This is a genomic window from Sinobaca sp. SA16-1 (genome assembly GCF_059510515.1).
Genome location: NZ_JCAKFL010000005.1, coordinates 107758 through 132626, shown reverse-complemented (window position 1 = coordinate 132626; position 24869 = coordinate 107758). Strand labels below are relative to the sequence as shown.

Annotated in this window: 27 protein-coding genes; 13 read left to right on the top strand and 14 right to left on the bottom strand. The window is 47.2% G+C overall.

Going from position 1 to position 24869, the window contains the following annotated elements; translation table 11 throughout:
- Positions 1-42 precede the first annotated feature (42 nt).
- Positions 43-1497, top strand: a complete 1455-nt coding sequence (cls, locus tag AC5W2J_RS14720; RefSeq protein ID WP_496060217.1) for a cardiolipin synthase — start codon at positions 43-45, stop codon at positions 1495-1497.
- 54 nt (positions 1498-1551) lie between these two features.
- Here cls and AC5W2J_RS14715 read toward each other — a convergent pair whose 3' ends face one another.
- Entirely contained in the window at positions 1552-2727 is a 1176-nt protein-coding gene (locus tag AC5W2J_RS14715) for a GTP-binding protein (protein WP_496060216.1), read from the bottom strand.
- Between the two features lie 152 nt (positions 2728-2879).
- On the opposite strand from AC5W2J_RS14715, the gene AC5W2J_RS14710 reads away from it, so the two are divergent.
- The 3 genes from AC5W2J_RS14710 (at position 2880) to AC5W2J_RS14700 (ending at position 5393) form a co-directional block, all read left to right on the top strand.
- Entirely contained in the window at positions 2880-3245 is a 366-nt protein-coding gene (locus AC5W2J_RS14710) for a SpoIIAA family protein (RefSeq protein WP_496060215.1), read from the top strand.
- Positions 3246-3307: 62 nt separating this feature from the next.
- Positions 3308-4360 carry an SDR family oxidoreductase gene (locus AC5W2J_RS14705; protein ID WP_496060214.1) on the top strand — a complete coding sequence of 351 codons (1053 nt, stop codon included), beginning with the start codon at positions 3308-3310 and terminating at the stop codon, positions 4358-4360.
- 109 nt (positions 4361-4469) lie between these two features.
- Positions 4470-5393 carry a hypothetical protein gene (locus AC5W2J_RS14700; protein WP_496060213.1) on the top strand — a complete coding sequence of 308 codons (924 nt, stop codon included), beginning with the start codon at positions 4470-4472 and terminating at the stop codon, positions 5391-5393.
- A gap of 81 nt (positions 5394-5474) precedes the next feature.
- Here the strand turns inward: AC5W2J_RS14700 and AC5W2J_RS14695 are convergent, their stop codons facing one another.
- The 7 genes from AC5W2J_RS14695 to AC5W2J_RS14665 form a co-directional block, all read right to left on the bottom strand.
- Positions 5475-6239, bottom strand: coding sequence for a LamB/YcsF family protein (locus AC5W2J_RS14695; RefSeq protein ID WP_496060212.1), 765 nt, complete (start codon positions 6237-6239; stop codon positions 5475-5477).
- 4 nt (positions 6240-6243) lie between these two features.
- Entirely contained in the window at positions 6244-7596 is a 1353-nt protein-coding gene (locus AC5W2J_RS14690) for an acetyl-CoA carboxylase biotin carboxylase subunit (RefSeq protein WP_496060211.1), read from the bottom strand.
- A gap of 19 nt (positions 7597-7615) precedes the next feature.
- Positions 7616-7849, bottom strand: coding sequence for an acetyl-CoA carboxylase (locus tag AC5W2J_RS14685; protein ID WP_496060210.1), 234 nt, complete (start codon positions 7847-7849; stop codon positions 7616-7618).
- Between the two features lie 19 nt (positions 7850-7868).
- A complete protein-coding gene (locus tag AC5W2J_RS14680) occupies positions 7869-8846 on the bottom strand; it encodes a 5-oxoprolinase subunit C family protein (RefSeq protein WP_496060209.1) in 978 nt (325 codons plus the stop codon).
- Positions 8839-9726 (bottom strand): 5-oxoprolinase subunit B family protein, encoded by an 888-nt coding sequence (locus tag AC5W2J_RS14675; RefSeq protein ID WP_496060208.1) that lies wholly within the window; start codon positions 9724-9726, stop codon positions 8839-8841. The genes AC5W2J_RS14680 and AC5W2J_RS14675 overlap by 8 nt, the downstream gene beginning before the upstream one ends.
- A gap of 43 nt (positions 9727-9769) precedes the next feature.
- Complete coding sequence (locus AC5W2J_RS14670) at positions 9770-10429, bottom strand: GntR family transcriptional regulator (protein WP_496060207.1); 660 nt, start codon at positions 10427-10429, stop codon at positions 9770-9772.
- A 161-nt stretch (positions 10430-10590) separates the two neighbouring features.
- Positions 10591-10803: a hypothetical protein gene (locus tag AC5W2J_RS14665; RefSeq protein WP_496060206.1), complete on the bottom strand. Its 213-nt coding sequence runs from the start codon at positions 10801-10803 to the stop codon at positions 10591-10593.
- A gap of 156 nt (positions 10804-10959) precedes the next feature.
- Here AC5W2J_RS14665 and AC5W2J_RS14660 point away from each other — a divergent pair, with 156 nt between their 5' ends.
- Positions 10960-11835, top strand: a complete 876-nt coding sequence (locus AC5W2J_RS14660; protein ID WP_496060205.1) for an AraC family transcriptional regulator — start codon at positions 10960-10962, stop codon at positions 11833-11835.
- Positions 11836-11902: 67 nt separating this feature from the next.
- On the opposite strand, the gene AC5W2J_RS14655 is transcribed toward AC5W2J_RS14660, so the two are convergent.
- Entirely contained in the window at positions 11903-12355 is a 453-nt protein-coding gene (locus tag AC5W2J_RS14655) for a hypothetical protein (RefSeq protein ID WP_496060204.1), read from the bottom strand.
- Positions 12356-12532: 177 nt separating this feature from the next.
- Here AC5W2J_RS14655 and AC5W2J_RS14650 point away from each other — a divergent pair, with 177 nt between their 5' ends.
- From AC5W2J_RS14650 to AC5W2J_RS14615, 8 genes are all read left to right on the top strand, one after another.
- Positions 12533-13966 carry an amidase gene (locus tag AC5W2J_RS14650; protein WP_496060203.1) on the top strand — a complete coding sequence of 478 codons (1434 nt, stop codon included), beginning with the start codon at positions 12533-12535 and terminating at the stop codon, positions 13964-13966.
- A 22-nt stretch (positions 13967-13988) separates the two neighbouring features.
- The gene (locus tag AC5W2J_RS14645; RefSeq protein WP_496060202.1) at positions 13989-14891 is read left to right on the top strand and encodes an amidohydrolase; all 903 of its coding nucleotides are present in this window, start codon (positions 13989-13991) and stop codon (positions 14889-14891) included.
- Between the two features lie 24 nt (positions 14892-14915).
- The gene (locus AC5W2J_RS14640; protein ID WP_496060201.1) at positions 14916-15200 is read left to right on the top strand and encodes a hypothetical protein; all 285 of its coding nucleotides are present in this window, start codon (positions 14916-14918) and stop codon (positions 15198-15200) included.
- A 36-nt stretch (positions 15201-15236) separates the two neighbouring features.
- Positions 15237-15947: a DUF5058 family protein gene (locus tag AC5W2J_RS14635; protein WP_496060200.1), complete on the top strand. Its 711-nt coding sequence runs from the start codon at positions 15237-15239 to the stop codon at positions 15945-15947.
- Positions 15948-15968: 21 nt separating this feature from the next.
- Positions 15969-16676 carry a small-conductance mechanosensitive channel gene (locus tag AC5W2J_RS14630; RefSeq protein WP_496060199.1) on the top strand — a complete coding sequence of 236 codons (708 nt, stop codon included), beginning with the start codon at positions 15969-15971 and terminating at the stop codon, positions 16674-16676.
- 298 nt (positions 16677-16974) lie between these two features.
- Positions 16975-17847 carry a hypothetical protein gene (locus AC5W2J_RS14625; protein WP_496060198.1) on the top strand — a complete coding sequence of 291 codons (873 nt, stop codon included), beginning with the start codon at positions 16975-16977 and terminating at the stop codon, positions 17845-17847.
- Between the two features lie 27 nt (positions 17848-17874).
- The gene (locus AC5W2J_RS14620) at positions 17875-18612 is read left to right on the top strand and encodes an HNH endonuclease (protein ID WP_496060197.1); all 738 of its coding nucleotides are present in this window, start codon (positions 17875-17877) and stop codon (positions 18610-18612) included.
- A 21-nt stretch (positions 18613-18633) separates the two neighbouring features.
- Positions 18634-19029: an SMI1/KNR4 family protein gene (locus tag AC5W2J_RS14615; protein ID WP_496060196.1), complete on the top strand. Its 396-nt coding sequence runs from the start codon at positions 18634-18636 to the stop codon at positions 19027-19029.
- A gap of 57 nt (positions 19030-19086) precedes the next feature.
- Here AC5W2J_RS14615 and AC5W2J_RS14610 read toward each other — a convergent pair whose 3' ends face one another.
- The 5 genes from AC5W2J_RS14610 to AC5W2J_RS14590 form a co-directional block, all read right to left on the bottom strand.
- Positions 19087-19596 (bottom strand): DUF2798 domain-containing protein, encoded by a 510-nt coding sequence (locus tag AC5W2J_RS14610; protein WP_496060195.1) that lies wholly within the window; start codon positions 19594-19596, stop codon positions 19087-19089.
- Positions 19597-19700: 104 nt separating this feature from the next.
- The gene (locus AC5W2J_RS14605) at positions 19701-20009 is read right to left on the bottom strand and encodes a PTS sugar transporter subunit IIB (protein ID WP_496060194.1); all 309 of its coding nucleotides are present in this window, start codon (positions 20007-20009) and stop codon (positions 19701-19703) included.
- Between the two features lie 261 nt (positions 20010-20270).
- Positions 20271-21080, bottom strand: coding sequence for an SDR family NAD(P)-dependent oxidoreductase (locus AC5W2J_RS14600; RefSeq protein WP_496060193.1), 810 nt, complete (start codon positions 21078-21080; stop codon positions 20271-20273).
- A 21-nt stretch (positions 21081-21101) separates the two neighbouring features.
- Positions 21102-22442, bottom strand: coding sequence for a glycoside hydrolase family 1 protein (locus tag AC5W2J_RS14595; RefSeq protein ID WP_496060192.1), 1341 nt, complete (start codon positions 22440-22442; stop codon positions 21102-21104).
- Between the two features lie 66 nt (positions 22443-22508).
- Positions 22509-24857 carry a beta-glucosidase gene (locus AC5W2J_RS14590; protein ID WP_496060191.1) on the bottom strand — a complete coding sequence of 783 codons (2349 nt, stop codon included), beginning with the start codon at positions 24855-24857 and terminating at the stop codon, positions 22509-22511.
- Positions 24858-24869 lie beyond the last annotated feature (12 nt).

Here is a 24869-nt window from a genome sequence, read left to right as displayed (position 1 = left end):
ATACAATATTAGTAAGAGATGATTCATAAAGGAGAAATGAGGATGGACTGGTTTTCCTGGGGTGTAAATATTCTTTTATTCATTAACCTCGCATTGGCTGTTTTTCTTATTTTTAACGAACGCCGCGATGCTGCGTCTACGTGGGCATGGCTGCTTATCCTATTTTTCCTTCCAATTATCGGCTTTCTATTGTACTTATTTCTCGGCCGGCAGATGAAACAGGAGAACTTCTACCGGCTGACCCAGGAGGAACAGGCCTATCACTCCGGCCATATTCAAACCCAGCTGCGTCAGCTTGATGACCCGGCACCCGGGGCGAAGCTGCAGGTCCACTCCAGCTCAAAGTACGATTCACTCGCTGCGATGAACCTTCGCGGAAGCAAAGCCCTGATCAGTTTTCATAACCGAATTTCCCTGCTTCATGACGGCAACCAGAAGTTCAATAAGATGATGGAGGATATGCAGCAGGCCCGGTCCGAGATTAATATTCAATACTTCATTATTAAGCGGGACCCGCTCGGGCGAAAGCTTCTTGACATTTTAACGGAAAAAGCCAGGGAAGGCGTGAAAGTCCGGATTCTCTATGACGGCATCGGCTCGATGCATTTGAAATCCTCCGATTTTGAAGAGCTCGCCTCCTATAAAGGGGAAGTCCGCGTCTTTTTCCCTTCACTGTTTAAGTATATTAACCTGCGGATTAACAACCGCAACCACCGTAAGCTATGTGTTATTGATGGAAAAGTCGGCTACATCGGCGGCTTTAATGTCGGCACGGAGTATCTTGGTGAAGCCGAGAAATTCGGCTACTGGCGCGACACGCACCTTCGTTTGGAAGGAGACGCTGTCTACCAGATCCAGGAGCGCTTTATCATGGACTGGCATTATGCCGGTTCGGGACGCCCGGATCCGGAGGAATGGTTTGAATTTGCGCCGCACGCGATCGAAGATACGGCGGCTGTGCAGATTGTTGCAAGCGGCCCGAACTCGCGGACGGAGCATTTAAAGAATGCGATGATTTATATGATCTTGAGGGCCGAACGGCGGATTTACATCCAGACCCCCTACTTTATTCCGGATCAGAGCTTTATCGATGCCTGCAAAATGGCACTTCTCTCCGGTGTGGAACTGCATATTATGATCCCCGGGAAAAAGGATCATCCTTTTGTAATGTGGGCTTCCTGGTCGTTTCTGGGAGAACTGCTTGAGTACGGAGCACAGGCTTATTTATATGACGGCGGGTTTCTTCACGCCAAAACCCTCGTTATTGACGGTGAAGCTTCTACCGTAGGAACGACTAACCTGGATGCCAGAAGCTTCCGCCTGAACTTTGAAGTGAATGCCGTTGTGTACAATAACAAGCTGGCGCTCGAACTGGAATCTTTATTTGAAACTGACGCGGCTCAGTGCCGTATGCTCACCAAAGAGGAATATCACAGGCGTGCCTGGCATATAAAAGCAAGAGAAGGATTTGCCCGGCTGCTGAGTCCTATTCTTTAGCTTGAACATAAAAACCTTTCACCCGCATAAAGGAGTGAAAGGTTTTTTTATCTGCTATCCCATGCTTGTCATCTTTTCTTTCACATTCACTTTTGCCATTTCTTCATCGGTTAACAGGCATGTATCCAGTGATGCTTCCAGCCAGCTTTTATCCAGGTCAATACCGATAAACACCGTTTCTGTCTTCCGGTCGCCGTAAGGCTCCTGCTCCAATTCTTTCTGCACCTCCGGATTATCTAGCAGCGTCTGCACCTGTTCTGCTTTTGGCAGGGCATCGACCCAGTAGGCGACAGGTTCCACCACCACGCTTCTTCCAGCCTGAGAGAGCGTCAGCGCCTGCGTGTTATGGGAGCTGATCCAGACAATTCCTTTTGCACGGGCGATTGCATGACCGTTTTCATCGAACCACTGCGTCAGCCGCTCCAGCTGAAACGGCCGGCGCCGTCTGTATATCATGGAGCTGATGCCATATTCTTCCGTTTCCGGCTGATGCTCCTCCTGTTCGAGCTCCTGCAGCCATCCCGCTGATTCACTGGCCGCTTCGAAATCAAACAAACCTGTGCCAACTACGTTCTGAAGAGCAATCTGCCCATAGTTTGTTTCCATAATTCGTGCCTCCGGCTGCAGTTTACGAAGCAGAGCCAGGAGCTGCCGGCGGCCTGGTTCCGGCAGACTGTCGATCTTATTTACAACAAGCACGTTGCAGAATTCAATCTGGTCTATTAGCAGATCTACAATCGTGCGGGTGTCTTCCTCATCTGTCCCCTGCTGTCGGCTTAACAGCGTATCGTCCGATCCAAAGTCTTCCCAGAAACGGGCAGCATCAACGACGGTCACCATCGTATCGAGCGTGCAGACCGACGTTAAATCAATGCCGCTTTCTTCATCCACGTAGCTGAGCGTCTGGGCAACCGGCACCGGTTCGCTGATACCGCTTGACTCAATTAGAATGCAGTCCAGCTCTCCGTTTTCTGCCAGCCGCTTCACTTCAACAAGCAGATCCTCCCGCAGCGTGCAGCAGATACAGCCGTTGGATAGCTCCACCATTTTTTCTTCCGTACGCGAAAATCCCCCCTGTTCAATTAAAGCCGCATCCACATTTACTTCGCTCATATCATTAACGATAACGGCTGCCTTCAGCCCTTCCCGATTGGAAAGAATGTGGTTCATCATCGTGGTTTTCCCGGCTCCCAGGTAGCCGCTTAATACAGTCACAGGTATTTTTTTCATTTTGTTTTCCTCCTTTTATAAATCGTAATAGTTACGATTTGAAAAGTGTACCACAGTTTTTCCTCGATTTGTACCCGCTTCCGGTGTTTGGTTATTTCCTCTAAGGGAAACGTCTGTAATAAGCGGTCTAATAAAATAAAGGGGACGATACGATGTTTACATTTCTTCCGAGTGAAGATGCCCATACAATAGCCGTAGAAGTAAAAGGAACGATTACCGGAGACGATGCCAGAAACCTCGACGCATTTGTAGAAAAACAATTTGGCAGCGACCAGCCTTTTAACGGATTCGTTATTTTCAACGACGTGGACAAAACGACCCTCAAAGGAATTATAGAAGGCAATATGTTTGATGCCAAACGCTGGGGCCAGTTTCAAAAATTTGCGGTGCTGAGCGATAAAAAGTGGATGGAAACCGCTGTCAATGCAGGAAACGTGCTCCCCGGCATTACCGTGAAGCATTTTGATAAAAAAGACATGGCGAACGCCTGGGCATGGATTAAAGAAGAGAACGCCTAGGTTACACTCTCAGCAGGAAAATGGAAAACCAGCGATTAGAATCAAACAAGGAGGAAAGAAAAATGAAAACAAAACAGATTAAAGAATACAAACCATCTGGAAAAACAAAGCAGGTTCTAAAAAAACTGGAGGACCAGGTGATTGTCATTACGGGAGCTACGAGCGGCATTGGGCTTGCAACGGCTAGAACGGCAGCTGCCCGCGGAGCAAAGGTGGCTGCTGCTGCAAGAGATGAAGAATCGCTGAAAGCGCTCGTGCAGGAGCTTACAAGCAAAGGACAGGATGCTATTTATGTACAGGCGGACGTAGGAAAACAAGAAGATGTTAAAAAAATAACCGAAGCTGTATTCCTCGCCTATGGAGGCTTTGACACATGGGTTAATAATGCCGGTGTAACCATTTTTGGCGAAGCAATGGACGTTCCAATTGAAGACATGAAGCGTTTGTTTGATACGGACTTCTGGGGTGTCGTTTATGGATCCAAAGAAGCGGTGGCGCATTATAAAGAAAGAAACAGCCCCGGCGCCTTAATCAATATCGGCTCCCTCTTCGGCGGTACCGGTGCCACGCTTCAGTCCATCTATTCCGCCGCCAAATTCGCTGTTCACAGCTGGACGGAAAATATACGAAATGAACTCGCTGCTGCTGACGCTCCGGTCTCCGTCACACTTGTGCATCCGGGCAGAATCGATACACCTTATAACGAGCATGCGGGAAACTACATGGACAAGCAGCCGGCTCATGTTGGGATGATGTATGCTCCCGAAACCGTAGCTGAAGCCATTTTATATGCCGCCGAGCATCCTAAACGCGATGTGTTTGTAGGAGGTCAGGCAAAGGCGCTGGAACTGATCGGCAATCTAATGCCCCGCCTCTACGACAAAATGGCACAGAGTCTGCTCAGCAGAACCCAGCATTTGGACAGAGAGCCGGACGTACGGGGCGCCAACACGCTCCGGGAAGCAGGCGGCGGCCTCAAGGAGAGAGGTCATCATGCCGGCACGGTACGCTCAACCAGCTTTTATATGAGAGCATCCACCTCCCCTTTCCTTACAATAGGCGCAGGAATAGGGATAGGCGCCGCTGCTGCCGGTGTTCTTCTGAAAAACAAATAAGAAACCACCTAAAAAGCCGTTCTGCGGCTTTTTTTGTCTTCCAGGTATATAAAAATAAACCTTTCCGCTATTTATTTCCAGTGCTATACTGAAAATGAGGTGGATAAATATGTATAAATTTATAGTAATTGGTATCACTGTGCTGCTTATTGGATGTTCCAATAACAACAGTCAGGAAGAAAAAAAACCGGAAGAATCAACTGCTTCAGAAAGCACGAAGGAAACGCAAGCCGAGCCCGAATCAACCGAAGAGAACACGGAGGATAATTCCGAGGCGCAGGCCGATGAAATGGTGAATGAGGCGCGCATGCTTATAGAAGAAGGAGAACTTACAGAAGCACAGTCCCGTTTTGAAGAAGCCCTTACGCATGAGGAAGATCAGGAGGAAGCGCAGGAATGGCTTCATCTGCTTGAAGAAAGGCAGAGCCTTCAGACTGAGACAGCCGAGGAAAACTGGCCGTCTGCACGAAAGACTGTCGAAACGATGAACGCCTCTTCTTATTATGCTTCCATTGAGCCCTACATAGAAGAAGAACTCGCTGCCCTTGCTCTACAAAACGAGCAGGAAGAAGAAGTAGAAGAACAAATTGATTATCTTTATACATTGTATGACCCTGATGATCCCGAATCTATTCCAAATGAACTATATCTCGTCCGGTCTGAACAAACACTTGAGATGCCGGGTATTACGGAGGAACAGATTAATGAAGTGAACGATTACCAAAGTGCTGCCGAGAAAAAAGCAGAAGAAGTAATGGCCCGGATGGCTGAAGAAGAAATGGCCTACGAAGAAGAGGAACCGGCAGTCAGCGCCGAAGAAGCGTTTGATATTATATATGAGTACTACGATCACAACCCGGAGACTTCCAGGCTGCATACGCAGTTTGAAGAAAATGAAAACGGCGATTATGTATTCATGATTAACCAGATTATGAATGAAGGGGAAGAGCCGGATGAGGACCAGCAGGCAGCAGCCGGAACGTATATCGTCGATTCCGAAACCGGTGAAGTGAAGCTGGCTGAAGTGGAATAATCCTTCTTTTAAACTATTGCTGCAGCAAACAACACAGCGGAATTCCGCTGTGTTGTTTCATGCCTATTTATAGACAGCTATTTATTTCAGGACAGCCTGGGCCGGTGCGACGTCGATATCATTTTTTCTTAATTGGTAATGAATCGTTTTCGCCAGCTCCACGGCTCCCGGGGTGTCCCCATGGATACAGACCGTATCGGCCGTAACATTTACGTCGTTTCCGGTATGTGCGGTGACTTTGCCTTCTTTTACCATGCGAACGACCCGTTCGGCCATGGCTTCCACGTTAGACGCCTCGGCTCCTTTCCTGGTCATAATAATGGATCCTGTTTCTGTATGCTCCCGGTCGGCATAAGTTTCTTTTGCCACCCACACCCCCATCTTCTCTCCCATTTCGGCTACGGCTGAATTATTCATGGCAAATACAATCATATTGTCATTCACTGCTGCGAGCGCTTCAAGAATAGCTCTGGCTGTTTTTTCGTCTTCCATCGCCCGCATGTACATCGCGCCGTGCGGCTTGCAGTGTGCAACAGGCCGCCCGTACTGGCTCGCAAACTCCCGCAGCCCGCCTAATTGATACGTAACGTAGTCTTTAATTTCCTGCGGGGTGCAGTCGAGCTGCCTGCGCCCGAATCCCATCAGGTCCGGGAAAGCCGGGTGCGCTCCGATCTGGACCCCGTGTTCACCCGCCAGCTCCACTGTCTTCCGCATCGTCCCGGGATCCCCCGCATGGTAGCCGCATGCAATATTGGCAGAAGTAATATACTGCATCATCTCTTCGTCGTTTCCAAGCTGATACATGCCAAAGCTTTCTCCCATGTCGCAGTTCAAATCCACTTTCATTTCCTCACTCCCTCCCTGCTTTTCTTGTCTGCAGATAGTTTGTCGTGTAATTGCCCTCCCGGAAATCCTTTTCGTTTACGAGCTGTTTGATTAAAGGGAGGTTGGTCGTAATCCCCTCTATCTCAATTCGGTCTAACACACTTTGTAACCGGTCCAGGGCTTTTTCCCGGTTGGTTCCACGGACAATGATCTTGCCCACCATCGGATCATAAAAAGGAGACACGGTGTTTCCTTCTTCATACGCAAAGTCAAACCGCCCTATGCCTTTTGGCAGCTTGAGCTTTGTCAGCTTGCCCGGTGATGGGAAATACGTGTCCGGATCTTCCGCATACAAACGGGCTTCTATCGCATAGCCATTCCTTTTGATATCTTCCTGAGCGAGACCGATATCCTCTCCTGCGGCAATTTTCAACTGCAGCTCCACGAGGTCAATGCCGGTAATTTCTTCTGTGACAGGATGCTCCACCTGCAGCCTTGTGTTCATCTCCAGGAAATAGAAATCTCCGGACTCATCGTCAAAAATGAACTCCACCGTTCCTGCATTCGTGTAGCCGATCTCTTTCACCCCGGTGACCGCCGTTTCACAGAGCTGTCTTCGCAGTGACTCTGTTAAAAAAGGCGACGGACTTTCTTCGATCACTTTTTGATTGCGGCGCTGGATCGAGCACTCCCGTTCAAAAAGGTGAATCGTATGCCCCATATGGTCTGCGGCGACCTGGACTTCAATATGGCGTGCATGCTCAATGAACCGCTCCAAAAACACCGTATCATCGCCGAATGACGCGCCTGCCGTCTGCTGGGCGGAAGAGAAGCTTTTTGTGAGCTCTTCTTTATTGTAGACAATATGCATGCCGATGCCGCCTCCTCCAGCACTCGCTTTCAACATCAACGGATAGCCAAGCTCCTCAGCAATCTCCAGCGCATGCTCGACGGAATTCAGCTTGCCGTCCCAGCCCGGCACTACCGGGACCCCGGCTTTCTGCATATGACGGCGCGCTTCAATTTTATCCCCCATCAGCTGAATTTTCTCAGCGTTCGGTCCAATAAACGTAATGCCGGCTTCTTCACACAGTTTCGTGAACTTCGTGTTCTCTGATAGAAACCCATAGCCGGGATGGATCGCGTCTGCGCCTGTATCCTTTGCTGCCTGTATGACTTTCTCCATATTAAGGTAGCTCTCTTTGGCCTGTGAGCCTCCGATGTGCCGGGCTTCGCCTGCCTCTTTTACACATGGCGTATCCGTATCGGCATCCGAGTAGACCGCCACCGTTTCAATTCCCAGTCGATGGCAGGTTCTGATAATCCGGCGCGCAATTTCGCCCCGATTGGCAATTAACACTTTTTTAAAATAACTCATACCGCCACTCCCCTGTATGTTATTCCAGTTCTGCCACCACTTGTCCGGCATCCACGACGGCTTTGTCTTCGACTTTAATGCTTTTAATCACACCGTCCGCTTCTGCTTTAACTTCCTGGAAACTTTTCATAACCTCAATCAGCCCGATAGTATCCCCCGCCTTGACTTCATCTCCTTCTTCAACATATACAGGCTTCCCCGGTTCCGGTCTTCTGTAAAATACGCCCGGTAATGAAGATACGATTTCTTTCATCCTTTGCTTCCTCCTTTGGTTAACTCGACTGAATCATTTGTTTCACTTGTTCAAGCTTCCGGTTGTTCTGCTGTCGCGCCTCCATCGCTTCTTCCAGGGTGACAGCAGTAAACTTTATCGTTTCATTCGTTTTTGCCTGGCCGATGCGGTTCAGGTCTGTGCTGATGATTGTAGCCACCGGCGCATACCCTCCGCCCGTTACGGCATCATTTAGCAGCGCAATCGGCTCAATGCCGTCCGGCACTTGAATGGAGCCGATCGGATAGCCGAGATCCACTACGTTGGACGGATTGCTTCCCGCCCCAAATGGCTGCTCGCGCGGCACAAAATCAAGACGCTCTCCCTTTAAACGGTAGCCGACCCGGTTCGCTTCGGGCGTAATCGTCCACTCGATATCCAGAAAGCGCTGCTTGCTTTCTTCAGTCAGCCTGTAGCTGCATAAACCGATAATAACGCGTATCTCATGATTTGCGGAGAACTCCGGAATGTACCCGCCGGTCACCCGGGTGCCCAGCTTAACCTCTTTCTCCTGCATGTTTCCGATCGAGAGCACGTCGCCTTCCTGCAGGGCCCGTCCATCATAGCCGCCAATCCCGCACAGCGTATAGGTCGACCTTGAATCCATGATGACCGGCACTTCAATTCCACCGGCTACCGCCAGATAGGCTCTGGCACCCTGCTTCACAAAATCAAAGGTCAAAATGCCGCCTTTTTTCACTTCGATTGTTTCCCACATCGGGACTGCTTCCTCATTGATCTGCGGCGGAATGATGCCTCCCGTCACGGCAATCACCGTGTCCTCCTGAAACTCAAGGGCCGGCCCCATATACGTAATTTCGAGCACGGCTGCGCCTTTTTTGTTTCCGGCTAACATATTTGCGACGGCATAGGAATACTGGTCAACGGCTCCTGAGGGCGGCATCCCCGTTTCGTAGTACCCGACTCTTCCATCATCCTGAACCGTCGTCTGCAGACCGGGTTTTAATACTTTAATCATGATATAACCTCCCCAGAACCATTTCAGAAAATGCAGCAGGATCTTTCAGCACATCATCCGGACGGAACGTAAAGTCTTTTTTATGGTAGGTAAACGTGCCGGCTTCCACATCGGCACGGACGGCGTCATATTCTTCACGTGTAATATCGCGGTAGCGGAAAATATCTCCCTGGCGGGGAAAAACGATCGAATCCTGGAAGTCAGGAAGCTTCTGCTCTTTATCAAATACAGGGGACGCCGAAATGCCAAACATCTGGTATCCTCCCGCGCCCTGGACCGGATAGACGACCGAAAACCCGCCGCCAAATCCAAAGCATCGTTCCGGCGTGAAGGTGCGGGGCCGGACGTACTTCGGTACTTCAATCTGCTTTTCCCGCGGCACAATTTGAAAACAAAACGGCAGCCCCGGCACAAACCCGATCATCGATACTAAAAACGGGGAACTCGTCATTGCCTGGATAAAAGCTTCCTTTGACTCATAACCATTAATTCGTGCTGCATACTCGAGATCGGTTGATTCAGGATCCTGGTGCCGGTCCCTGAACTGCATCACGGCGTCATGCGTCCACGGATCCTCGAACAGGACGGGCACATCGACAAGCCGGGAGTTAATGACAATATCGTCGAGGTTCTGAACAGAGCTTTCGAGACGTTTTAATTCGTCAATCAGCTCCGCTGCCGGAAGCTCGTCCGGGTTGTAGCGGACCATGTAGGACGCATTCGACGGGCAGATATCCAGAATGCCGGGCATCTGCTGCTCTCTCAGCTTTTTCGTTATCGCCATCGCATGAAAGTTCACTTCCAGACTCATTTCTTCGCTGAGTTCAACAAATATAAATTCGTCACCGCCGTAGCTGTAGCGTGTTGTAAAGTCAGTCACTATCAGTCACCTCACTCAAATTTTTCAATGGGCCTGTTTGTCATCAGTTAAAAAGAGAATTCTGTTTGGATAAGTCATGCAGCGTAGATAATAAATGTGCCTTCACGGCTTCCGCCGCCTCATCAGTATCCCGCCTGCGAAATGCTTCAACCATCCGCCGATGTTCCGGTATCGACTGTACTTCCCCCACTGGCGTCCTGTAAAAATCGTCCTTTAAAATCAGATAGCCGTCGGTCCACTGGTTCAACCTTTCAATCTGCTGAAGCAGATAGAGATTTCCGGACAACCAGGCAGGATAGGCATGGATTTCCCTGTTTATCCGCATAAAGCCTTCAAAGTCTTTCGTCTCATAAGCGGCTTTTTCCTGCTCGAGCTGCCGCTGCATCTGCATAATGTCTTTGTCTGTCACAGCCGCAGCAGCCAACCGGGCGGCATACATTTCCAGCACAATTCGGAGATTAAACACATCTTCAAGTTCTTTGTTGGACGGGTTATAGACCACCGCGCCTTTGTTGGGAACGAGTTGAATGAGCCCTTCGTTTTCCAGACGCTTGAAGGCCGACCGTACTGGAGTCCGGCTCATGTTTAACTCTGTACTAATCCACGTCTCTGTCAGCCGCTGGCCGGGAAGAAGTTTCTTAAACATAATCGCCTGCTTTACTTTTTCATAAGCAAGTTTTTCGTTGTTCGGTTTATTCTTCATCACGCAACCACCATTGTATTCATAAATTGTATACAATATTCTGATTTATAAGAATTTTAACGCAGTTCTCCTTTTATTTCCAGTTGTTTTTAAGAAACTATCCTTTTTTCCCATAAAAAAAGAGAGACGTCTGCCTCTCTGCTAACCTTCGCTTTCATTGCTTATAACGACAAATATGTCCGGCTCTGCTTTTTAAAAAAGTTGTCCCGCTCCATTGAAAACTGCAGATGCTCCAGGTCTTCGCGGCTGACCGCAATCAGCACTTCATCAAATTCGTAATGCTTCGCATGGGGGATAATGGCTTTATTCGATACAATCATCGGGTAGGAGCCGTCTTTTTTCAGACGGTACCCTTTCATCATGACAGAATCCATTTTGGCCTTCCTCCTTTTTATACAGCATATACGAACATTTGTTCTATTTCAAGTGGTATTTAACTATTTTACATAAATTCAGCCTGCAGAAGATAACACCGATAAGCGGACTCTCTGCCTGCATGGCTGTTATTCTGTAACAAGGAGGTGAAAGGGATGAATCAGCTGAATGATTTAAACAAGGCGTTGACGTATATAGAAGAAAACCTGGATGGCGAGATCGATTACGCAGCCGCTGCCCAAAAAGCACTTTGTTCCGAATTTCATTTTAAACGCATGTTTTCTTTTCTGGCCGGCGTTTCCATCTCGGAGTATGTCCGACGCCGCCGGTTAACGCTCGCCGCGTTTGAGCTGAATCAGAATGCGGTCCGCATCGTGGATGCCGCTGTCAAATACGGATACAGCTCTCCCGATGCATTTACAAGAGCGTTCCAGCAGCTGCACGGCCTTGCCCCGTCCGAAGCCAGACAGAACAGTCAACTGCTGAAAGCTTATCCGCCGATGACCTTTCAGCTTTCTATTAAAGGAGGAGAATCAATGAACTATCGAATGGAAGAAAAATCAGCATTTTATATTGCAGGAATCCACAAACGGGTTTCTATTGTGTTTGAAGGAGAAAATCCGGAAATTACCGCGATGTGGAAATCCCTTTCTAAAGAAAAAATTCAGGAACTGCAGGCTATCAGCAATACCGATCCGAAAGGACTTATTCAGGCTTCAACAAACTTCTCGGAAGGACGCATGCGGGAGGAAGGCGGACTGGACCATTATATCGGCGCCGCTGTCTCAGAAAAACCGGACGGCTCTTACGATGCGCTTCACGTCCCTCCCCTGACCTGGGCCGTGTTTGAAGTGAACGGTCCTTTTCCGGAGACCCTGCAGGAAACATGGGGCCGCATTTATTCGGAATGGTTCCCATCCTCTGTGTATGAGCAGGCCGAAGGTCCGGAAATTCTCTGGAATGAAAACGAAGATGTTGATTCTACGACGTTTAAAAGTGAAATTTGGATTCCGGTTAGAAAAAACCGGTAACAAATGAATGCCTGAAAAAAGACAAGCCTATGCGCTTGTCTTTTTGCGGTTTATCTATGATTTCCAGCTACCCGCCTGCTTCCGTTTGCAGCGCCTGCAGAATCACTTGCTTTACGTAGGGTGTCATGTCCCGTAACTGCTCTACCGTGTACACTCCGATAAAATAATGGATCACCATGCCGTCTACGAAAGCAACAAGAAACGATGCGCCATGTTTATTATGCACCGCAGGATACGCCTGTTCGTGGTCGAGCTCCTGCAGCTTTACCCGGAGATGATCAACCATTTCATTAAACGCGCCAATAAAGGTAGTGGAATACACTTCCCCCATGCTGTAGCGGCTTAAGACGGTTTTGATATTCTCAATGTTCTCATCATTATACGTCCAGGAATCATACAGAAACTGCTCCACAAAGTCTTCTACGCTTCTGCTTTCGTTCTCTTTTACTGCTTTTATATAATCGTCTTCGAGCTTTTTCAAAATCTCGTCCATTCCTTCGTGTGAGATGCGGTCTTTCATGTAGACGTCCTCCTTGTATTTCTCTTTATCCCTGCCCTTCCCTTTATCCAAAAGAAATAAGCAGGTTACAGATTCATTGTCAGAAAATTTGCAACGATCGTTGTTTTCTTATTTTGCTTCCCTTAACATAAACAAATACATACAATACTGACTAAAATCTAATGAAGGAGGAATTGCATGGAAGACACGCTGCTTTATCGTTCTGCTTCGCAGCTGGCCCACATGATTCAACAGCGGGAGCTTTCTTCCCGGGAGTTAATGGCAGCCTCACTTGCACGCACCCGGGCAATTAACCCTCATATTAATGCGATCGTTTCGCTCGATGAGGAGCGGGCCCTGAAAGGAGCGGATGAAGCCGACCGAGCGCTCGCTTCTGACGCTCCGACCGGTCCTTTTCACGGGCTGCCAATCGCAGTAAAAGACACCCACCACGCCGAAGGATTCCCGACTACTTTCGGGTCTCTTGCATTTAAAGATCACATCTCCACCAGCGATGACTTGATCGTGGAGCGGTTAAAACAGGCCGGAGCCATCATCATCGGCAAAACCAATGTGCCTGAGTTTGCCGCCGGATCCCATACGTTTAATAACGTATTCGGCACGACGCGAAACCCCTATGACCTTACAAAAACCGCAGGCGGAAGCAGCGGAGGCGCTGCCGCTGCGGTTGCTTCCGGACTGGTTCCCTTTGCCGACGGCAGTGATATGGGCGGATCGCTCCGCTTTCCTGCCGCCTTTAACAATGTTGTAGGTATGCGTCCCTCTCCCGGGCGGCTTCCAATGTATCCAAAGGCCACCCCCTTTTCGCCTCTTGCAGTCCAGGGACCGATCACCCGAAGCACCGAGGATGCTTTCTTTATGCTCTCCACGCTGGCGGGTCCTGATCCGCGCGCGCCTATCTCTATTGAGGAGCCCGGCAGTGTATTCACAAAGCCGCTTCACGATGACATCTCCGGCATGAAGATTGCCTGGTCGGCAGATTTTGTCGGGCAGCTGCCGGTCGAGCCGGAAATCCAGCGCGTTTTTAAAGAGCAGCTTTCTATTTTTGAAAAAGACCTGGGCTGTGAACTGGAAGAAGCCTGCCCTTCTTTTCAGGAGGCAGAAGAAGCCTTTCAGATTTTAAGGGCCTGGGAATTTGAGCTCACTTATAAAGACATTGTCAACACCCACGGAGAACTGTTAAAAGACAGCTTCATGACTAACTTCCAAAAAGGACAGCGTCTCAGCGGACCGGATATCGGCCGGGCGGAACAGCTCCGCCATAACCTTTACCACCGGCTCCGGCTGTTTTTTGAAACCTATGACGCGCTTTTGCTTCCCGTCAGCCAGGTGGTTCCCTTTTCCGCTGATATTGAATACCCGTCTTCCATTAACGGCCTGCCAATGAATTCCTATCTGGACTGGATGAAGTCATGCTATTACATTTCCGCGGCCGGCAATCCCGCCCTGTCCATTCCGGGAGGATTTACGGCAGACTATCTGCCAACCGGACTGCAGATAGTAGGCCCTCATCATGCGGATTACGAGGTGCTCCGGATCGGCCAAGCTTTTGAAAAAGCCGCGGCCTACGGAGAAAAACGTCCGGTCTTTCCTGCCGTCGCGAACGAATAAACCAAAATAAGGAGCTGTTATGATGCTGGATCCATTATTTAATCAACTCGAAGATCTGCTGCCGGAAATGAGTGCATTCCGCCGGGATCTGCACATGTTTCCCGAGCTGTCGCACCATGAAACAGAAACGCCTAAAAAAGTAGCTGCCTATTTAAGCGAACTGGGACTCGAAGTAAAAACCGGTGTCGGCGGACGGGGAGTTGTCGGCATTCTGCGCGGCGATAAACCCGGAAAAACCGTAGCACTGCGGGCTGATTTTGATGCTCTGCCGATTCAGGAGGAAACCGATGTCCCGTACAAATCACGGATTGACGGCGTGATGCACGCCTGCGGCCACGATATTCATACCGGGGCCCTTCTCGGAACTGCCGCCGTACTGTCTAAAAATAAAGACACACTGGAAGGTACTGTTGTATTTTTGCACCAGTTTGCAGAAGAAGTCATTCCGGGAGGCGCCAAATCCATGATTGATGACGGCTGCCTGGATGGGGTTGATGTGGTCTACGGCGCTCACGTTTCTTCTCTTCATTCGCTCGGCACCGTCGGCCTCAAGGAAAAGAATGCCATGGCATGCGGCGACACGTTCGAAATCGAGATTTCCGGGCGCGGCGGCCATGCGGCAACACCCCACTTAACTATCGATCCATTAATAGTGGGAAGCCAGATGATGATCAACCTTCAGCAGATTGTCAGTCGGCAGGTGGATCCCGTTAAACCGGCGGTCGTTTCGGTTACCGCCTTTAACGGAGGCGAAAGCTATAACGTTATCCCTGATAGTGCAAGAATTCAGGGCACGGTACGCACGTTTGATAATGACGTCCGCGATGCAATTGAGAAATCAATGGAGTCTATCGTCACCACTACCGGCGAAGGCCTTGGAGCACACGTGGACTTCACGTACACGAGAGGCTATCCTGCTGTCTAGAACCACCCGGAAGAAACGCATCGCGTGGAGAAGGTCGCGCAGAATACGCCGGGCGTGGAACAGATTGAATACATTCAGGAACAGATGGGGATGGAGGATTTTGCCTACTACCTGCTTGAAAGACCGGGAACGTTCTTCTGGGTAGGCGGTGCTCCCGCCGGCGAACCTATTTATCCGCATCACCATCCGAGATTTGATATTGACGAGCGCTCAATGGTCGACATTGGCAGGCTGTTTATCGGTACGGTCTATCAGTACCTGTCCGGAGTGGAAGAACCGGCGCAGCCTGAGACCGCCCGGGCGGAATAATACTTGCACCGCTGACAAATAAAGGAGGAGAACTCCATGAATAGTGATGTAATGGCTCTCGCCAACAGCGCCCCGCTTTGGATTATGGCTTTTATTGTAGTAAGCATCGTCATTTTTCAGGGCATCGTGTTTTTAAGGCTTTCGATCAAAACGGCTCCCGACATTGGCATGAGCTCCGACGAAGTAAAAAGCTCCATAAAAACAGGATTCATCAGCTCGCTTGGTCCCTCCTTCGGTATTGCAATCGTTGTTGTGTCGCTGCTCGCCCTTCTCGGTTCTCCGATAACGCTAATGCGTATCGGTATTATCGGCTCCGCGGCTACAGAATCAGCCGCCGCAGGAATCGGGGCGGACGTGTTCGGCGCCGATCTCGGAAGCGCTGCTTTTAACGAACAGGCCTTTACAACGGTGGTCTGGACAATGTGTATCGGCGGTATGGGCTGGCTGATCTTTACCGCCCTGTTCACCAAGTCTCTCGGATCGTTTCAGAAAAAAGTCGTAAACAAAAATGCAAAAGCGATGGGTCTTGTCTCCACGGCCGCGATGCTTGGCGCTTTCGGGTACCTTGCAAGCGACTCAATGACCGGCGGCATGAGCTACATTGTAACCGGCACGATCTCAGCGGCTGCAATGATGTTTCTCATGTTTGCCTCGCAGCGTCTCGGTATTAACTGGCTGAAGGAATGGGCGCTTGGGATTGCCTTAGTGATCGGCATGACCGGCGGGTACTTTACGAGTATTCTTTAAAAAACGAAAGGGGTATGCACGATGGGAATGAACCAGGAGCATATTGATGCCCGCTCGGTGCCGGAAACGGCAAAAGCAGGTGGCATGGATCTTTTTCACGAAAAAGCCCACTTTTGGGGGCGTATGACGCTTTGGCTGTTGATTGCTGCCTGCCTGCTGCCACCGCTCTATTTATCTTTTGTGCTCGGCTACCATCCGGGCTGGGGCGTTATATTAGCCGGTATCATCGGGTACGCCGCTTTTATCGGTATTATGTGGGTGCTCGAACCGATCACCTATTACCCGACGCTTGGCATTGCCGGGACCTACATGGCGTTTCTGACCGGTAATATCGCGAATATGTGCCTTCCCTGCTCGGCCGCCGCTCAAAACGCCATTGGAGCCGAGCCCGGCACGAAAAAAGCAGAAATTGCCGGAGCTCTTGGCATTGCGATTGCTTCATTAGTGAATATTACTGTTATTATCAGCATCATTCTCGGCGGCTCTTACATTATTACGATGCTGCCGGCTCCGGTGGAGAGTTCCTTTGCTTTCGTGCTTCCTGCTATATTCGGCGGAGTGCTCGGGCAGTTCGCCTACAAGAATCCGCTGTACGGTGCAATTGCCCTTGCGATTGGTGCAGCTGTTGTATTCTCCCCGATTTTCAGCTTGATTAAAATTGTTATCTGCGTCGTACTCACGATTGCAATTGTGCTGTTTTTGGAACGGAAGAATTTAAAAGAAGCTTAAATTGAAAAAGAGCTGTTTCTATGTGATATAGAGACGGCTTTTTTTCTGTTTTTACAGAACACCTCTCAATAGCTTCCGCCTCTTTTCAGAAATCTGCTGACGAGTGTATTAATGGCGAGCAGTACAATAATAATGAAGATTAGTCCTATTAAATACTCTCCAGTCTCGAAAAATAACTTTTTAATGATCTATAATACCTACTAATAATTGTAAAAACAAAATATTGCAGCATTACATACTTAATAGTATACTTTTTTATAGGTATAAATACTTAGTTATAAAGGAGCGTGTTTTTATAGTGGGATTTCTGGATAGCTTTTTATCTAAAAAAGATCAAGAAGGACTGGCTGCCTTTTCCAAAAAAGCTAAAAAGGAATTATCAAAACTTCCCGTCATTTCTGCAGTTGGGGATGCCGTACAGGGAGCCTCCGGGTTAAATGAACTTCAAGAGAACTTAAACAGATACCCAAATGATCCGAAAAGCTGGCTGTATTATTATGAGGGCCACATGATGTACAGAAAAATTAATGGCGGCACCAACATCGGAAGAGCGGTTATTAATCCGGTCGGTTTTGCTGTCGCAAAAGGAGTTTCCACCGGGCTTAATACCCTCGACGATGAATACGAGAAATTCAATCCCAAAAAATGCCTCGGCATGACGATTGCCTTAGTCATGAAGAAAATAAAAAAGGAACATAAGAAAATAAAATCTGCAGATCTGGTGTTATTAGCCAAGGCGTTAGGCTATTCTTCCGCTTTTTCTCATTCCAAAAATAAACAAAAATTATTAAACCGTGCCATTCACTATATAACACTTTCCATTGAATTGGAGGAAACAACCTCCGCAAAAGCCGAGTATTTCTTTTATCTCGCTCAGTTCTATAAACAGGCCGGGGACGAAAAGAAACAATTGCGGGCTTTAAATATTTCAAGAAAATCAGGGTTTCAACCGGCTGATGAACTGCTGAAAAGTCTCTTAAAGAAAAGAACGGAAGATGTTGAGATAAAATCCGGCCTTACTCAATTTATATCCTCCACTCCCTATCAAAACTACCAGTTTACTTATTACCCTCAATTGGGAGATCGTTTCGGAAACGGCTGGAACAATGTTAAAGAGAAGCAGACAGAAAAATTTATAGAGACGAAAAATAGATTGAGTAAATTCCTGTAAAAATATAAAGAAAAGAGCTGATGGCGTATGGCTTTTGATTTAGATGTTTTTGATATTCTGGATGCTGATCAGGCTATGGAAATAGATGCAGCAGAATTAGAGTTATATGAAATACCAAATGAGTCCACATACGGTATTACCGATACTGATCACAGCCTTCTGATGGATAATCTGAATGCTTCCCTGCCCGACTCTTTGTTGCATCAGATGGATGCTGATGCAGGCGGTACGATGCTGAACCAGTATGAATTGGACTATCAGATTTCGGGTGACGGAAATGACAGTGACTATATTGACGAGTTTCTACATAAGGAAGGCGTTGTCGATTCAGACTACACGGCTGAAGGGGAAATAGAACAGATTGATACGATCAATGACCATTTGGAAGGTACGGCTGAACCGGTAAGCGGCATCTATTATGAAAGCAATACGGTGGACATGCCGGACGGCTCAACGATTGAAGGAGTTTTCCCAGTCTTTGATCCTACCTATGACGCTGTTATACCGCCGGAAGACTACCTCTCCAGCTCCTATTCTCATGAACAAATTGCTAACGAACAATTAGCCGCTGCGGTGGAACAAGACCCCGACGTTCAGGGTCAATTTGACGCCACACAGCTGGAACAGATTTCCGATGGCGAAACGCCCGACGGCTATACCTGGCATCATCACGAAGAGCCCGGTAAAATGCAGCTCGTTGAAACGGAAACACATGACCTCGCAAGACATTCCGGCGGCATGAGTTTATGGGGTAAAGGATATTAATACACACGAGGAGGCATTTTTATGGAATGGAAGTACAGCAAAGGACAGGCAGAAGACGCTGCTATTGCAGAAATAGAAAATCACTTCAACATCACTTTTCCCGAATTCTATAAATCGATAGTAAAACAATACAACGGTGCCAGACCGAGACCGCACAGCAGCTATACGGAAGCAGGAAAAGAAGTAAATATCAATTCATTCTTACCGATAGGCCAGGAGTATCCGGAAGATATAATTTCTGTTAATAATCGTTTGAAAGAAGAACTTCCAAAGAATTTAATTGCTTTTGCAAATGACGGCTTAGGTAATTATTTCTGCTTTGATAATAGATACGATGAGAATAAAGAAAAAGAAGTAGTGTTTTGGGATCACGAAAACTCTAAAATCCATAAAATTAACAAAATGAACCTTATATAAATTGATTAAAAAAAGCTTCCTCCGGGTCATGCCCGGAGGAAATTTTTCTCTATTTCATTAAGCAGAAACCGCTTTTCTATCCTGCACCGTATGCATCTGTTTCATCACAAACCGTGCAGTCGGCTGCGCGAAAAGGATCTCGATCCAGAAGGCTATACCGAAATTGCGGGGCCAGATGTGCAGAAACCGCTGCAGCGGATCGAGGCTGATCTGGCCGGTGCCGACCCACATCCCGATGAACGTCATCAATAAAGAAATGATCGTCACATTCAGCACAATCGTCAGCAGGACCCTGGCGTTGAACCCGTCTGCTGCGTCGGCAAACACAGGCATCAGCCTGCCGACAAGGGGTTTGGCGATAAACAGGACAACCAGCATGACGATCGCCCACATCAGCGGCAGAATTAACAGCGTTTCTTTATAAACCTCGAAGGAAAACCCACGCTCCAGCCCGACCATGATTGGGGCAATCGTATTAACGGATAGAAACGAAACAATCAACATAAAAAGAATGCCTTCCTTCGCATTCTGCGGCAGTCTTGCTTCTTTGTGTGCACGTACGGACACAATTCCAACTCCCTTTCTCTAACTGCTTTGTCAGTATAGCGGGATTGGACTTGTCTTCATAAGTGAACATTATAGAAGGTTTTTCATCTTTTGAAATTATACTTTTATTTCAAATGCTTTTGAGCCTCTTCTAATATAGTCTCTCCATCATAGTTAACGTAATGTTCTCCACTAACCATAACAACAGGAATATCATCTGTTATATTTGCCTTTATTTCTTTGAATCTGGAAGCCACCGGCGGGGTCAGCAGTACTAAATCTACAGGATCAGATTCAACTACTTCATATAAGTTATCCAATGCCAACGCTCGTATATTAATATCTAAATTCTGTTTCTTTACACTTTTCATCATATCTTTCACAGTAAATGCTGTAGTAATACCTATCGTACATACTAATACTATTTCTTTCATGATTTCCTCCTTAATCTCTCTTATCTATTTAAACTCGTTAAGCTGATATTCGTCTTGCATCATTATTCTATAAAAAGCTTACATCTTTGTATTGCATATGTATGCTTTCTATTATATTTATGTATCTATTCTCTTCAAATAACTTTTTCAGCAGCTTTGGCTTGCGTTAATAGATAGGAAAAAACAGCCGCCTTCCATAAAGTAAAAAGAGCCACCAAAGGTGCCCCATTACTTTGCCAGCTTTACTATTCGTCTCGTCTTTTATTTAAAATTCATATTTTTGGCTATTAGTCCTGCGGCAAATTTTGGATTTAACCGGTTAAAAACATCAAGCATTTTGGAATCTTTGCCGGCAAGTACTCTGTATTTATCCCTTTCCATTCCGTCAATAATAATGTCCGCTGCTTCTTTCGGGGTAAATGGCTTTACTTTTTTATTGCTGTTGGCTTTTTTAATGGAATCATAGGCGTCCCCTTCTGCTCCCGAATTTTTAATAATGTCAGTCGCAACGGCACCCGGAAAAACGATCGTTACGTTGACGTTAGTCCCTTTAAGTTCTGAATAAAGCCCTTCTGTCAGCAGTTTAACAGCGGCTTTGGAAGCTCCATAAATCGACTGACCGGGAACCGGAACAAACCCGCCCATGCTTGATAAATTTGTAATGTGGGCTGTTGGCCTTTCCAGCAGATATGGAAGAAAAACCTTCGTCATATAAAGGGTTCCGTAAAAATTAATATCCATCACTAGTTGAATTTTTTCAATATCCAGTTCACTTATATTGATAAAAGGCTGGATAATTCCTGCATTGTTTATTACGCCGTCTACAGTACCGTGATGAGCAATCACCTGTTCAGGCAGCGCTTCTACTTCCTCCCGGCTGGTCAGGTTAACTCTATGTGTGGAAAGGTATTCATTTTTTTCTCCTGCTTGAGTAACGAGCTTCTCTAATGCTTTTTCATCAATATCTACAGCAGCTACACGGGCACCTTTTGATAGGAGGTTATGCACTAAATTGCTTCCTATGCCTCCTCCTGCACCGGTAACAACTACCACTTTGTTTACAACTTTCACGACCAACACCCCCTTCTCGTTTTATCCCTGTAAATCAGGCTTATCCTGTACGTTTGCTGATAATAACGGCAGTCCTGACTTTTTTATATTTCCTAAGCAGGACAAACTTTTCTTTGGATACCTTTTTTGAGTGGAACGATCGACAGCTATTAACCCGAAATGCTGTTCATAGCCAAGCTGCCATTCGAAGTTATCCAATAAAGACCAGTGCGTATAGCCAATAACATCGATCCCGTCTTCTATACATTCATATACACCCTTTAATGCCCGTTCCATAAATTCCACTCTTTCCTCATCGTGATCCGTGGAAATACCGTTTTCTGTTATTAAAATAGACTTACTCCAATGCTTTGAAACAAATCTTAGAACATTTCCCAAAGCTTCGGGATAATACTCATAGCCCATTTTCGTGACCCGTGTGTTTTCATCCGGTTTCACCACTCCGTTGGGTCCATGGATCTTTCTGGAGTAATTCTGCACACCGAGAAAGTCATCTTTTTGGAGGTAGGGAAGATAATCAGTAAAATCATCCGCCTGTTCCTGTTTAACTGCTTCTTCCCCGCCGGGTAAGGCCTGGTGGTCGTATAAAGATAAAGTAAGGCCTACCTGAATATCAGGATTGACTCCTTTAATAACGTCTCTTGCTCTTTCATGGCATTGCATAATAATCAGCTCTCCCACTTCCGTACGAGGGGATAAAAATGTCTGCACTTTCTCAGAATCTATACCAAATACTTCACTTAACGTGGAATAATAGTTCATCATTTCAGGATTTGTCTCCATATTCAAACCAACCTGGACACCTGTATCACTTTCGGTATTCGATGATTCCTGCTTTAGAGAGCCGGTCATTTCTTTTATAATTTTGGCTATCTGCTTTCCCATATTTGCTTCGTTTATCGTGCAGACGTATGGAAGGAAATCTCCTAATTCTGTTACAACATGTTTGGCATATGCCTCGAAATAATCAACAGTATGAACACTCTCCCATCCTCCTTCAGAAATCAGCCATTTCGGTGAGGAGAAATGATGCAGGGTGACAATGGGTTTAACGTTGTTTTCGTGGCAGTATTCGAGAACTTCTTTATAATGCGCTATTTCTTTTTTGTCAAAATATCCTTTTTCCGGCTCCACCCTTGCCCATTCAATTGAAAAACGATAAGCATTGCAGCCGGCTTCTATCAATAATTGAATATCTTCTTTATATCTGTTGTAATGATCAACAGCATCCAGGGAAGGCTCTTTATACATAGTGCCCGGGACATTTTCCATTGCCCAGAAATCACTGTTCACATTATTTCCCTCTACCTGGTGTGCAGCTGTTGCAGCTCCAATTAAAAAGTCACTTGGAAATTCCGGCATGTCTCTGTCACCCTTTCGTTTGTTCTTTGATTAGAAGAACATATAATACGAAACCACAGTAAGTTATTACTTTTGATTCATTTCATCAAACAGTGAATTCAGGCCGCTTTTAGATAAATCCGGAATAAATTCAATAATGATACTTACAGGCAGACTCATCATAACTTCCGTTCCACCGAAACCATTTCCCTGTCCTTCTGAATCAGCAATAAATTTTTTAACATTTTCATCGCTCACTTCATCTCCCGGCTTTATGCCCATCTCATCGAGCTGTTCCTGCTTGACCATCCCGCTTGCAGCCAGACCGGTAAAAAACCTGCCAATGTTTTCGTCCCAGAACTGTTTACCTGCCGGGTGCTCAATGAACTCACCTAAAGTAGAATTGGCGTTATAATTTTTGCTGCCGAGATATGGTTTTGCTGTAATATTTATTGTTTCTTCACATACGATCTCATGTGAAGATTTCCCAATTTGAACAGCATGCTTTCCGCTTTCCATATACCAATCATGAGCTTCCGTATTCCAGTACGCAAAAGCTCTCCTGCTCAGTTCGAACGTAACAGTCTGTGTTTCCCCGGGCTGCAGGCTGACCTTGTCAAAGCCTTTCAGCTCGCGCACCGGCCTGATAATTTCGCCCTTTTCGGGGGCAATATAAAGCTGTACGACTTCTCTGCCGGATACACGGCCGGTATTGGTTACATCCACACGTACGGTAAGCGTATCTTTGTCGGTCATCTCTTTTTTATCAAGCTTTAAATTAGTGTATTCAAACGTGGTATAAGACAGGCCGTGACCGAATGGAAATAATGTTTCCATTTTTTTGCTTTCATAATAACGATAGCCTACAAAAACTTTCTCATTGTATTCCACCCGGTTTCCCTCGCCAAAATAAGACAAATAGGATGGATTGTCTTCAAGCTTCTTAGGAAATGACTCCGCTAACCGGCCGCTTGGATTAACTTCTCCGAAGAGTATATCCACCACAGCTTCTCCCACGGCCTGGCCGCCGAGATAGGTTTCAAGAATAGCTTTAGGCTTGTCGACCCACGGCATTTCAACCGGCGCTCCGTTATGCAGTACGATGACGGTATTGGGCTGCACGGCGCAGACGGCTTCAATTAGTTCGTTTTGGCAGGCTGGCAGATGCAGATGTTTGCGGTCATACCCTTCAGACTCCATCTGTTCTGTAAGTCCAACAAAAAGTACGGCGGTATCCGCTTTTTTTGCAGCAGCTGCCGCTTCTGCCCGCAGCATTTGATCTGTCTTATCCTCTTTAATAGAGTAACCCTCTGCATATTCAACATTTATTCCTTCAGCAGCAGCGGCATCTAATGCAGAAGCAACCTTGAAGCTGTTGATCAGGCTGCTTCCGCTCCCCTGGTACCGGGGAGCGGAAGCAAATCTCCCGATAAAGGCAACGCTGCTCGATTTCTGCAGAGGCAGCATAGAATCTTCATTTTTCAACATAACAATCGACTGGCCGGCTGCTTCTCTCGCAAATTTATGCCCTTCTTCATAATTAAACTTCGTTTCAGGTGCCCGGTTTTCAACCCCCATCATTGTCATCATGAGAATATTTTTACAGGCCAGGTCCAACGCGCGCTCATCGAGCGTTTTGCTTTCTACAGCTTTTATGATTTCCGCGTCGGTTTCAATTTCAGCAGGCATGGTTAAATCGGTTCCGGCTGCCACTGCAGCCACACGATCATGCGTAGCTCCCCAGTCACTGACGACGAGTCCTTTATATCCCCATTCTTTCCTAAGAATATCAGTAAGGTAATGGGTATTTTCCGTAGCAAAAGTACCATTGATTTTATTGTAGGAAGCCATGATGGTCCATGGTTGTGCGTTTTTAACCGCACCTTCAAAAGCAGCCAGGTATATCTCGCGGAGCGTACGCTCATCCACCTCAGAGGAGTTTGTCATCCGGCGGTGCTCCTGGTTATTTGCTAAAAAGTGCTTTAAGCTTGTTCCGACTCCTTTGCTTTGGGCTCCTTGTATAAAGGCCGCTGCCATTTCCGATGCTACGAGAGGGTCCTCGGAGTAATATTCAAAATTGCGTCCGCATAACGGACTCCGCTTAATGTTAACGCCCGGTCCGAGGATGACCTGCACATCAGCTGCCTGGCACTCATCACCCAGAATTTCTCCTTCTCTGCGCAGCAGTTCGCGGTCAAAGCTTGAAGCAATGGTGCAGGCTGTTGGAAAGCAGACAGCAGAAATGCTTCCGCTGGCAAATCCTTTTTCTTCTCCTGACTGGGTACGCAGCCCATGAGGCCCGTCACTCATGCGAATGGCGGGAATCCCGAGACGCTCTACTCCTTTTGTAAACCAATTATCGCGGCCGGAACAGAGCCCCGCTTTTTCCTCCAATGTCATTTGACTAATTAATTCGTTTATTTTTGTTTCTTTCATCATAAACTCCTT